7 protein-coding genes are annotated in these 12,627 nt (G+C 61.3%); all 7 read left to right on the top strand.

Translation table 11 applies throughout. From position 1 onward, the window contains the following. Window positions 1–85: 85 nt before the first annotated feature. Window positions 86–1,438 (top strand): molecular chaperone, encoded by a 1,353-nt coding sequence (gene yegD, locus AC27FC_RS01100; RefSeq protein ID WP_196354900.1) that lies wholly within the window; start codon window positions 86–88, stop codon window positions 1,436–1,438. A 200-nt stretch (window positions 1,439–1,638) separates the two neighbouring features. Continuing rightward, window positions 1,639–2,841 (top strand): MdtA/MuxA family multidrug efflux RND transporter periplasmic adaptor subunit, encoded by a 1,203-nt coding sequence (locus AC27FC_RS01095; protein WP_487159827.1) that lies wholly within the window; start codon window positions 1,639–1,641, stop codon window positions 2,839–2,841. Then, the gene (locus tag AC27FC_RS01090) at window positions 2,841–5,963 is read left to right on the top strand and encodes an MdtB/MuxB family multidrug efflux RND transporter permease subunit (RefSeq protein ID WP_196354902.1); all 3,123 of its coding nucleotides are present in this window, start codon (window positions 2,841–2,843) and stop codon (window positions 5,961–5,963) included. Before AC27FC_RS01095 ends, AC27FC_RS01090 begins: the two co-directional genes overlap by 1 nt. Then, entirely contained in the window at window positions 5,964–9,041 is a 3,078-nt protein-coding gene (gene mdtC / locus AC27FC_RS01085) for a multidrug efflux RND transporter permease subunit MdtC (protein WP_039263116.1), read from the top strand. Continuing rightward, window positions 9,042–10,457 (top strand): MFS transporter, encoded by a 1,416-nt coding sequence (mdtD, locus tag AC27FC_RS01080; protein WP_196354903.1) that lies wholly within the window; start codon window positions 9,042–9,044, stop codon window positions 10,455–10,457. Next, a complete protein-coding gene (gene baeS / locus AC27FC_RS01075; RefSeq protein WP_023312417.1) occupies window positions 10,454–11,857 on the top strand; it encodes an envelope stress sensor histidine kinase BaeS in 1,404 nt (467 codons plus the stop codon). The genes mdtD and baeS overlap by 4 nt, the downstream gene beginning before the upstream one ends. Further along, entirely contained in the window at window positions 11,854–12,576 is a 723-nt protein-coding gene (baeR, locus tag AC27FC_RS01070; RefSeq protein ID WP_023312418.1) for an envelope stress response regulator BaeR, read from the top strand. The genes baeS and baeR overlap by 4 nt, the downstream gene beginning before the upstream one ends. Window positions 12,577–12,627: the final 51 nt, after the last annotated feature.

Genomic DNA, 12,627 nt, shown 5'->3' with positions numbered 1-12,627 from the left:
TTTCGCCTTGCTTTCATATTCCTGTTGTCGCCATGCGGACATTTCGTTAAAGTCTCGCCCCTTCTCACTGGCATGGGGATTAATCGTGTTTATTGGATTCGACTACGGTACGGCAAATTGCTCGGTTGCGATTATGCAAAACGGGCAGCCACAGCTCCTGAAAATGGAAAAAGAGAGCACGCTGCTGCCCTCAATGCTCTGCGCGCCGACGCGTGAAGCGGTAAGCGAATGGCTGTTCCGCCACCATCAGGTTCCGGCCACGGCGGCGGAGACCCAGGCGCTGCTGCGCCGGGCGGTCAGCTTTAACCGCGAGGAAGACATCGACGTTTCGCCGTCCAGCGTGCAGTTCGGCCTCTCTTCGCTCGGGCACTACATTGAAGACCCGGAAGAGGTCTACTTCGTTAAGTCGCCAAAATCCTTCCTCGGCGCCAGCGGGCTGAAGCCGCAGCAGGTGGCGATGTTCGAAGACCTGGTGTGCGCGATGATGCTGCATATTCGCAATCAGGCACAGACGCAGGTCTCCGATGCGATTACCCAGGCGGTTATTGGTCGACCAATCAACTTCCAGGGGCTGGGCGGCGACGAGGCCAACCAGCAGGCGCAGGGGATCCTTGAACGCGCGGCGCACCGGGCAGGCTTCCGCGACGTGGTGTTCCAGTACGAGCCGGTTGCCGCGGGGCTGGATTTTGAAGCCACGCTGACGGAAGAGAAGCGCGTATTAGTCGTGGATATCGGCGGGGGCACCACGGACTGCTCGCTGCTGCTGATGGGGCCGCAGTGGCATAACCGACGCGATCGTGAAAATAGCCTGCTCGGGCACAGCGGCTGCCGCGTAGGCGGTAACGATCTCGATATCGCGCTGGCATTCAAGAGTCTGATGCCGCTGCTCGGCATGGGCGGTCAGACGGAAAAAGGCATCGCCCTGCCGATCCTGCCGTGGTGGAACGCGATTGCCATCAACGACGTGCCTGCGCAAAGTGATTTTTACAGCACCGCAAACGGCCGCTTCCTTAACGATCTGGTGCGCGACGCGCAGGACGCCGAAAAAGTCGCCCTGCTGTATAAAGTGTGGCGTCAGCGCCTGAGCTATCGCGTGGTGCGCACTGCCGAAGAGAGCAAAATTGCCCTTTCCGACCGCGCTGAGCATGCGGTTTCCTTGCCGTTTATCAGCGACGAACTGGCCACCGCGATTTCGCAGGACGGGCTGGAGGCGGCGCTCGCGCAGCCGCTGCAGCGTATTCTGGAGCAGGTGCAGCTGGCGCTGGAGAACGGTAAAGAGAAGCCGGACGTTATCTACCTGACCGGGGGTAGCGCCCGTTCGCCGCTGATCAAGAAAGCACTGGCGGAACAGCTGCCGGGCATTCCGATTGCCGGTGGCGATGACTTTGGCTCCGTTACCGCTGGTCTGGCGCGCTGGGCGCAGGTGATGTTTAGCTAGCGTTGTTGCGGTGCGGTCTGGTGCCCTCTCCCACAGGGAGAGGGAGAAAACACCAAAAACGGCAACGGATGTTGCCGTTTTGCGTTTACCTCCATTCAGACCATTCCTGACAGTCTTCCATATTTCCTCCATTTTTCCGCTGTGTTAGCTGACTAAACTAGTATCATTCCCCGAAGTCTTCAGGATGAGAACGTACAACGATGAAAGGCAGTAACAAATCCCGCTGGGCAATCGCCGCTGGCATCATTGTGGTGGTCCTTGCCGCCGCCTGGTACTGGCACAGTCAATCCGCGAACACCGCAGCCCCCGCCGGTGCCAATAGTCAGGCACAGCGCCCGGCAGGCGGAGGGCGTCACGGCATGCGCGGCGGCGCGCTGGCGCCGGTACAGGCGGCGACGGCAGTGAATAAAGCCGTTCCTCGCTATCTAACGGGCCTTGGGACCATTACCGCCGCCAACACCGTGACGGTGCGCAGCCGCGTCGACGGTCAGCTTCAGGCCATTCACTTCCAGGAAGGTCAGCAGGTCATAGCGGGCGATCTGCTGGCGGAAATCGACCCGAGCCAGTTTAAGGTCGCCCTCGCCCAGGCGCAGGGGCAGCTCGCGAAAGACAAAGCCACCCTCGCTAACGCCCGTCGCGATTTGGCCCGCTACCAGCAGCTGGTGAAAACCAACCTCGTATCTCGTCAGGAGCTGGACACCCAGCAGTCGCTGGTCAGCGAAACGCAGGGCACCATCAAAGCCGACGAGGCCGCCGTCGCCAGCGCACAGCTGCAGCTGGACTGGAGCCGCATCACCGCGCCGATTGACGGGCGCGTGGGCCTGAAGCAGGTCGATATCGGCAACCAGATCTCCAGCGGCGACACCACGGGCATCGTGGTGATCACCCAGACTCACCCGATTGATTTAGTCTTTACCCTACCGGAAAGCGACATTGCGACGGTGGTGCAGGCGCAAAAAGCCGGTAAAGGTTTGGTGGTGGAAGCCTGGGACCGCAGCAACAGGCAGAAACTGAGCGAAGGCTCCCTGCTCAGCCTGGATAATCAGATCGACACCACCACCGGCACCATCAAGCTGAAGGCGCGCTTTAACAACCAGGACGATGCCCTCTTCCCGAACCAGTTCGTCAACGCGCGCATGCTGGTCGCCACCGAAGAGAACGCGGTGGTGATCCCAACGGCTGCCCTGCAGATGGGTAACGAAGGTAACTTCGTCTGGGTACTTAACAGCGACAATAAGGTCAGCAAGCACCTGGTGAAAACCGGTATCCAGGACAGCCAGACGGTGGTCATCGCCGCAGGCCTTTCCGCAGGCGACCGCGTGGTCACCGACGGCATTGACCGTCTGACCGAAGGGGCTAAAGTGGAAGTGGTTGAACCTGCGAAACAGGGAGAGAAATCCTGATGCAGGTTATGCCCCCAGGCTCTACAGGCGGGCCGTCACGCCTGTTTATCCTCCGTCCTGTCGCCACCACGCTGCTGATGGTGGCGATCCTGCTCGCCGGGATTATCGGCTATCGCTTCCTGCCCGTGTCGGCGCTACCGGAGGTGGATTACCCAACGATTCAGGTTGTCACTCTCTATCCCGGAGCCAGCCCGGACGTGGTGACGTCCGCCATTACCGCTCCGCTGGAGCGCCAGTTTGGGCAGATGTCTGGGCTAAAACAGATGTCCTCCCAGAGTTCCGGCGGGGCATCCGTCGTGACGCTGCAGTTCCAGCTGACGCTGTCGCTGGACGTCGCCGAGCAGGAGGTACAGGCCGCCATCAACGCCGCCACCAACCTGCTGCCTTCGGACCTGCCTAACCCGCCGGTCTACAGCAAGGTGAACCCGGCCGATCCGCCGATCATGACGCTTGCCGTCACCTCCTCCGCCATGCCGATGACCCAGGTAGAGGATATGGTCGAAACGCGCGTGGCGCAGAAAATTTCACAGGTCTCCGGCGTCGGCCTCGTCACCCTCGCGGGCGGCCAGCGTCCCGCCGTGCGCGTTAAGCTGAACGCGCAGGCGATTGCCGCGCTGGGGCTGACCAGCGAAACCATCCGCACCGCCATCAGCAGTGCCAACGTTAACTCGGCAAAAGGCTCGCTGGACGGTCCCACCCGCGCCGTGACGCTCTCTGCCAACGATCAGATGCAGTCCGCCGATGAATACCGTCAGCTGATTATTGCTTACCAGAACGGCGCCCCGGTGCGTCTGGGCGACGTGGCGACCGTGGAACAAGGTGCTGAAAACAGCTGGCTCGGCGCCTGGGCCAACAGGCAGCAGGCAATCGTGATGAACGTGCAGCGCCAGCCGGGCGCTAACATCATCGAAACCGCCGACAGCATCCGCACCATGCTGCCGCAGCTGATCGAAAGCCTGCCGAAATCGGTCAGCGTGAAGGTGCTTTCCGACCGCACCACGAACATTCGCGCGTCGGTCACCGACACCCAGTTTGAGCTGATGCTGGCGATTGCGCTGGTCGTCATGATCATCTATCTGTTCCTGCGCAACGTTCCGGCCACCATTATTCCCGCCGTCGCCGTGCCGCTCTCGCTGGTCGGGACCTTTGCGGTGATGGTGTTCCTCGATTTTTCGATTAACAACCTGACGCTGATGGCGCTCACCATCGCCACCGGGTTCGTGGTGGACGACGCCATCGTCGTTATCGAGAACATTTCGCGCTATATCGAGAAAGGCGAAAAGCCGCTGGCGGCCGCGCTGAAGGGCGCAGGCGAAATCGGCTTTACCATTATCTCGCTGACCTTCTCGCTGATTGCGGTGCTGATCCCGCTGCTGTTTATGGGCGATATCGTCGGGCGTCTGTTCCGCGAGTTTGCCGTGACGCTGGCGGTCGCCATTTTGATCTCCGCCGTGGTGTCGCTGACCCTGACGCCGATGATGTGCGCCCGCATGCTGAGCCACGAGTCCCTGCGCAAGCAAAACCGCTTCTCGCGCGCCTCCGAGCGGATGTTCGATCAGATTATTGCCGCCTACGGCCGCGTGCTGGCGAAAGTTCTGAACCATCCGTGGGCCACGCTCGGCGTGGCGCTGGGAACCCTGGCGCTCAGCGTGATGCTGTGGATTTTCATTCCGAAAGGCTTCTTCCCGATCCAGGACAACGGCATTATTCAGGGCACGCTGCAGGCTCCGCAGTCGGTCTCCTTCGCCAGTATGGCCCAGCGCCAGCAGCAGGTGTCTGAAATCATCATGAAGGATCCGGCGGTCGAGAGCCTGACCTCCTACGTGGGCGTCGACGGCACCAACCCGTCGCTCAACAGCGCGCGTCTGCAGATCAACCTCAAGCCGCTGGATGAACGCGACGATCGCGTCAACGCCGTCATTGAGCGTCTGCAAAACGCCGTCGCGCGGGTGCCGGGCGTTGAGCTTTACCTGCAGCCGATTCAGGATTTGACCATTGATACCCAGGTCAGCCGCACGCAGTACCAGTTCACGCTGCAGGCCACCTCGCTGGACGCGCTCAGCACCTGGGTACCGCAGCTGGTAAATAAGCTTAACACCCTGCCGCAGCTCGCCGACGTCAGCAGCGACTGGCAGGACAAAGGGCTGGCGGCATACGTGAACGTCAACCGCGATACCGCCAGCCGTCTGGGCATTACCATGTCGGATGTGGACAACGCCCTATACAACGCCTTCGGTCAGCGCCTGATCTCCACCATCTACACCCAGGCCAACCAGTATCGCGTGGTGCTGGAGCACAACACAGAGAACACGCCAGGACTGGCGGGGCTGGACTCGGTGCGCCTGACCAGCAAAGACGGCGGCATTGTGCCGCTGAGCGCTATCGCCACGGTGGAAGAACGCTATACCCCGCTGTCGATTAATCATCTGGATCAGTTCCCGTCCACCACCATTTCCTTCAACGTGCCGGACAATTATTCTCTCGGCGAAGCGGTGGAGGCCATTCAGGCTGCTGAAAAAGAGCTCAGCTTCCCGTCCGATATTCAGACCCAGTTCCAGGGCAGCACGCTGGCGTTTCAGGCCGCGCTGGGTAACACCATCTGGCTTATCGTCGCGGCGGTCGTGGCGATGTACATCGTGCTCGGCGTGCTGTACGAAAGCTTTATCCACCCGATCACCATCCTCTCTACCCTGCCGACGGCGGGCGTGGGGGCGCTGCTGGCACTGATGCTGGCGGGCAGCGAGCTGGACGTCATTGCCATCATCGGCATTATCTTGCTTATCGGGATCGTGAAGAAAAACGCCATCATGATGATCGACTTCGCCCTGGCCGCCGAGCGCGAGCAGGGCATGTCGCCGCGCGACGCCATCTTCCAGGCCTGTCTGCTGCGTTTTCGTCCAATCCTGATGACGACGCTGGCCGCCCTGCTGGGCGCGCTGCCGCTGATGCTCAGCACCGGCGTTGGCGCGGAGCTGCGCCGTCCGCTGGGTATCGGCATGGTCGGCGGTCTGCTGGTGAGCCAGGTATTAACGCTCTTCACTACGCCGGTGATCTACCTGCTGTTTGACCGCCTGGCGCTGTGGACCAAAAGCCGCTTCCCGAAACGTGAAGAGGAGGCATAAGTGAAGTTTTTCGCCCTCTTCATTTATCGCCCGGTGGCGACGATTTTAATCTCGCTCGCCATTACCCTCTGCGGCGTGCTGGGCTTCCGGCTGCTGCCGGTAGCGCCGCTGCCGCAGGTGGATTTCCCGGTGATCATGGTCAGCGCCTCGCTGCCGGGCGCGTCACCGGAGACCATGGCCTCGTCGGTTGCCACGCCGCTGGAGCGCTCGCTCGGGCGGATTGCGGGGGTCAACGAGATGACCTCCAGCAGCTCGCTGGGCAGCACGCGCATCATTCTGGAGTTCAGCTTCGACCGGGATATTAACGGTGCGGCGCGCGACGTGCAGGCGGCCATCAACGCCGCGCAAAGCCTGCTGCCGAGCGGGATGCCGAGCCGCCCAACCTACCGCAAGGCCAACCCGTCCGATGCGCCGATCATGATCCTGACGCTGACCTCGGACACGTATTCTCAGGGGCAGCTTTACGACTTTGCGTCTACCCAGCTGGCGCAGACAATCTCACAAATTAACGGCGTCGGTGACGTGAGCGTCGGCGGGAGCTCTCTGCCCGCCGTGCGCGTGGGCCTAAACCCGCAGGCGCTGTTCAACCAGGGCGTGTCGCTGGATGACGTGCGCTCCGCCATCAGCACGGCTAACGTCCGCAAACCGCAGGGGGCGATTGAGGACGGTAGCCACCGCTGGCAGATCCACACTAACGACGAGCTGAAAACCGCCGCGGAATATCAGCCGCTCATTATTCACTACAACAACGGCGCGGCGGTGCGCTTAAGCGACGTTGCCAGCGTCACCGACTCGGTGCAGGACGTGCGCAACGCCGGGATGACCAACGCTAAGCCGGCCATTCTGCTGATGATCCGCAAGCTGCCGGAAGCGAACATTATTGAGACGGTGAACAGCATTCGCGCCCGTCTTCCGGACCTGCAGGAGACCATCCCGGCAGCGATCGATCTGCAAATTGCCCAGGATCGCTCCCCGACCATTCGCGCCTCGCTTGAAGAGGTGGAGCAAACGCTGATTATCTCCGTCGCCCTGGTGATCCTGGTGGTCTTCCTGTTCCTGCGATCCGGCCGCGCGACGCTTATTCCGGCGGTGGCCGTGCCGGTCTCGCTGATCGGTACCTTTGCCGCCATGTACCTGTGCGGGTTTAGCCTCAACAACCTGTCGCTGATGGCCCTGACGATAGCGACGGGATTCGTGGTGGATGACGCCATCGTGGTGCTGGAAAACATTTCCCGCCACCTGGAAGCGGGCGTGAAGCCGCTCCAGGCCGCGCTGCAGGGCACGCGCGAGGTGGGCTTTACGGTGCTCTCCATGAGCCTGTCGCTGGTGGCGGTATTCCTGCCGCTGCTGCTGATGGGCGGGCTGCCGGGCCGGCTGCTGCGCGAGTTCGCCGTCACCCTCTCCGTCGCCATCGGCATTTCGCTGGCGATCTCCTTAACGCTGACGCCGATGATGTGCGGCTGGATGCTCAAGCGCAGCAAACCGCATTCGCAGCCGCGCCGTAAAGGCTTTGGCCGTTTCCTGATGGCCATGCAGGAAGGCTACGGCAAATCGCTGAAGTGGGTGCTGAACCATACCCGGCTGGTCGGCCTGGTGCTTATCGCCACCATTGGGCTGAACGTCTGGATGTACATCACCATCCCGAAAACCTTCTTCCCCGAACAGGACACCGGCGTGCTGATGGGGGGGATTCAGGCGGACCAGAGCATTTCGTTCCAGGCGATGCGCGGCAAGCTGCAGGACTTCATGAAGATCATTCGTGAAGACAAAGCCGTGGATAACGTCACCGGCTTTACCGGCGGGTCACGCGTTAACAGCGGGATGATGTTTATTACCCTGAAACCGCGCGGCGAGCGCAACGAAACCGCCCAGCAGGTGATTGACCGCCTGCGGGTGAAGCTCGCCAAAGAGCCGGGGGCAAACCTGTTTTTGATGGCCGTTCAGGATATCCGCGTCGGCGGCCGTCAGGCGAACGCCAGCTATCAGTACACGTTGCTCTCGGACGATTTAGCCGCCCTGCGCGAGTGGGAGCCGAAGATCCGCAAGGCGCTGGCCGCCCTGCCGGAGCTGGCGGACGTCAACTCCGATCAGCAGGACAACGGCGCCGAGATGGCCCTGACCTACGACCGCGAAACCATGTCGCGTCTGGGCATTAACGTTGAAGCCGCCAACAGCCTGCTGAACAACGCCTTCGGCCAGCGCGAGATCTCCACCATCTACCAGCCGATGAACCAGTATAAGGTGGTGATGGAGGTTGACCCGCGCTACACCCAGGACATCAGCGCCCTGGACAAAATGTTTGTGATTAACAACGACGGCAAGGCGATTCCGCTCTCCTACTTTGCCAGCTGGCAGCCTGCCAACGCGCCGCTGTCGGTGAACCATCAGGGGCTGTCGGCGGCGTCGACCATCTCCTTTAACCTGCCCGCCGGTTCGTCGCTTTCAGAAGCCAGCGACGCAATCAACCGCGCGATGACGCAGCTTGGCGTGCCGTCCACCGTGCGCGGCAGCTTTGCCGGCACCGCGCAGGTGTTCCAGGAGACGATGAACTCGCAGGTGATTTTGATTCTGGCCGCCATCGCCACGGTCTATATTGTGCTGGGCGTGCTGTACGAGAGCTACGTTCACCCGCTGACCATTCTCTCGACGCTGCCGTCGGCGGGCGTGGGGGCGCTGCTGGCGCTGGAGCTGTTCGGCGCGCCGTTCAGCCTGATCGCGCTCATTGGGATCATGCTGTTGATCGGCATCGTGAAGAAAAACGCGATCATGATGGTGGATTTCGCCCTGGACGCCCAGCGCAACGGCAATCTGTCGCCGGAAGAGGCCATCTTCCAGGCCTGCCTGCTGCGTTTTCGTCCGATCATGATGACCACCCTGGCGGCGCTGTTTGGCGCACTGCCGCTGGTTATCTCGGGCGGAGACGGCTCAGAGCTGCGCCAGCCGCTGGGGATCACCATTGTCGGCGGCCTGGTCATGAGCCAGCTGCTGACGCTGTACACCACGCCGGTGGTCTATCTGTTCTTCGACCGCCTGCGGCTGCGCTTTTCGCGTAAAAACAGAACCACGGTGACCGAGTAAATGACCGATCTCCCCGCTAACGTTCGCTGGCAGCTATGGATAGTCGCTTTCGGCTTCTTTATGCAGTCGCTGGATACGACCATCGTCAACACCGCCCTCCCCTCAATGGCGAAAAGCCTGGGGGAGAGCCCGCTGCATATGCATATGGTGATTGTCTCCTACGTGCTGACGGTGGCCGTCATGCTGCCAGCCAGCGGCTGGCTGGCGGACAAAGTGGGCGTGCGGAATATCTTCTTTACCGCCATCGTGCTGTTTACCACCGGCTCGCTGTTTTGCGCCCAGGCCAACACCCTCGACCAGCTGGTGATGGCACGCGTGCTGCAGGGCGTCGGCGGGGCGATGATGGTGCCCGTCGGGCGGCTAACGGTGATGAAGATCGTGCCGCGCGAGCAGTACATGGCGGCGATGACCTTTGTGACGTTACCCGGTCAGGTGGGGCCGCTGCTGGGCCCGGCGCTCGGCGGCATTCTGGTGGAGTACGCCTCCTGGCACTGGATCTTCTTAATCAATCTTCCTGTTGGCATCATCGGCGCCATCGCCACCCTGACGCTGATGCCGAACTACAAAATGCAGACGCGGCGCTTTGATTTCTTCGGCTTTATCATGCTGGCGGCCGGCATGGCCACGCTGACCCTGGCGCTCGACGGGCAAAAGAGGCTCGGCATTTCGCCCCTGACGCTGGGGATGCTGGTCGTTATCGGCATCACCGCCATTCTGTGGTATCTGCGGCATGCCAGAGGTAACGATAAGGCGCTGTTCAGCCTGAGCTTGTTTAAAAACCCCACCTATCGCCTTGGCCTGTTTGGCAGCTTCGCCGGGCGCGTCGGCAGCGGCATGCTGCCGTTTATGACGCCCGTTTTCCTGCAAATCGGAATGGGATTTTCGCCGTTCCACGCGGGCCTGATGATGATCCCGATGGTGCTCGGTAGCATGGGAATGAAGCGCATCGTGGTGCAGGTGGTGAACCGCTTTGGCTATCGTCACGTGCTGGTGACCGCCACGCTGGGGCTTGCGCTGGTGAGCCTGCTGTTTATGGCCGTGGCGCTGATGGGCTGGTACTACGTTCTGCCGCTGGTGCTGTTCTGCCAGGGGATCGTCAACTCCATGCGCTTCTCGTCGATGAATACCCTGACGCTGAAGGATCTGCCGGACGATCTGGCGAGCAGCGGCAATAGCCTGCTGTCGATGATCATGCAGCTCTCGATGAGCGTCGGGGTGACCATCGCGGGTTTACTGCTCGGCATGTACGGCCAGCACCATCTCAGCGTCGACACGCCGGTGGCGCATCAGGTCTTTTTGTATACCTATCTCAGCATGGCGGTCATCATCGCCCTGCCCGCTTTCATCTTCGCCAGAGTGCCGGATGATACCAGCAAGAACGTCGTGATTAGGCGCGGCAAAAGGAGTGGCTCATGAAATTCTGGCGTCCGGGCATTACCGGCAAGCTCTTCGTGGCGATATTTGCCACCTGTATCGTCCTGCTGATCACCATGCACTGGGCGGTGCGGATCAGCTTTGAGCGCGGTTTTATTGATTACATCAAGCATGGCAATGAACAGCGTTTACAGGGCTTAAGCGATGCGCTGAGTGAACAGTACGCCCAGCACGGCAACTGGCGTTTTCTGCGCAATAATGACCGCTTTATTTTCCAGATCCTGCGCTCGCTGGAGCACGATACCGGTGACGATCGCCCGGGGCCGGGCATGCCGCCGCACGGCTGGCGCACCCAGTTCTGGGTGATTGACCAGGACATGCGCACGCTGGTGGGTCCGCGTGCGCCGATACCGCCGGACGGCACCCGTCGTGCGATCAAAGTCAACAACGCGACGGTCGGCTGGGTTATCGCCTCGCCGGTGGAGCGCCTGACGCGCAACACCGACATCAACTTTGACCGCCAGCAGCGCCGGACAAGCTGGCTGATTGTCGCCCTCTCCACCCTGCTCGCCGCGCTCGCCACCTTCCCGCTGGCGCGCGGTCTGCTCGCCCCGGTGAAACGGCTGGTGGAAGGCACGCACAAGCTGGCCGCCGGGGATTTCACCACCCGCGTCGATACCCGCAGCCAGGACGAACTGGGCAAGCTGGCGCAGGATTTTAACCAGCTCGCCAGCACGCTGGAGAAGAACCAGCAGATGCGCCGCGACTTTATGGCCGATATCTCCCACGAGCTGCGCACGCCGCTGGCGGTGCTGCGCGGCGAGCTGGAGGCCATCCAGGACGGCGTGCGCCAGTTTACGCCTGAATCGGTGGCCTCTCTGCAGGCGGAGGTGGGCACGCTCACCAAGCTGGTGGACGATCTCCACCAGCTCTCCATGTCCGACGAAGGCGCGCTGGCCTACCAGAAGGCGCCGGTGGACGTGATTAACATTCTGGAAGTGATCAGCGGCGCGTTCCGCGAGCGCTTTGCCAGCCGCAACCTGAAAATCGACCTCTCCCTGCCGGACAGCGCTGTGGTGTTTGGCGACAAGGACCGGCTGATGCAGCTGTTCAATAACCTGCTGGAAAACAGCCTGCGCTACACCGACAGCGGCGGCGGGCTGCACATCTCCGGCAGGCAGGAAAACGGACGCTTTGCCCTTACCTTCGCGGATTCCGCCCCCGGCGTGCAGGACGCGCAGCTGGAAAAACTGTTTGAACGTTTCTACCGTACCGAAGGCTCCCGTAACCGCGCCAGCGGCGGTTCCGGACTGGGGCTGGCGATTTGCGTTAACATCGTCGAGGCGCATAATGGCACGATCCGCGCCGCCCATTCGCCTTTTGGCGGGGTTAGCATTACAGTAGAGTTACCTCTGGAACGGGATTTATCGAGAGAAGTATGACCGAGTTACCGATTGACGAAAACACGCCGCGCATTTTGATTGTGGAAGACGAGCCCAAGCTTGGGCAGCTGCTGATCGACTATTTACGCGCGGCCAGCTACGCCCCGTCGCTGATCAGCCACGGCGACCAGGTGCTGCCATACGTGCGTCAGACCCCGCCGGATCTGATCCTGCTGGATTTAATGCTGCCGGGCGTTGACGGACTGACCCTGTGCCGGGAAATTCGTCGCTTCTCCGACGTGCCGATCGTCATGGTCACCGCCAAAATTGAAGAGATTGACCGCCTGCTGGGGCTCGAAATTGGCGCGGACGATTACATCTGCAAGCCCTACAGCCCGCGTGAAGTGGTCGCCCGCGTGAAAACCATTCTGCGCCGCTGCAGGCCGCAGCGCGAGCTTCAGGTGCTCGATGCCGAAAGCCCGCTGATTGTCGACGAAAGCCGCTTCCAGGCGAGCTGGCGCAGCAAGCTGCTGGACCTGACGCCTGCGGAGTTCCGCCTGCTGAAAACCCTCTCCCACGAGCCGGGAAAAGTGTTCTCCCGCGAGCAGCTGCTGAACCACCTGTATGACGATTACCGCGTCGTGACCGACCGCACCATCGACAGCCACATCAAAAACCTGCGCCGCAAGCTGGAGGCGCTGGACGCCGAGCAGTCGTTTATCCGCGCGGTGTACGGCGTGGGGTATCGCTGGGAAGCGGATGCGTGCAGGATAATGTGATTAACGATGATTTACAGCTATGTATAGTACAGTCACGTATTTTTAAACAAT

Source organism: Enterobacter sp. C3_dUdeg (assembly GCF_057536195.1).
Note: the sequence above shows the minus strand (reverse complement) of the source record. Positions and strands in the feature narration are given on the sequence as shown.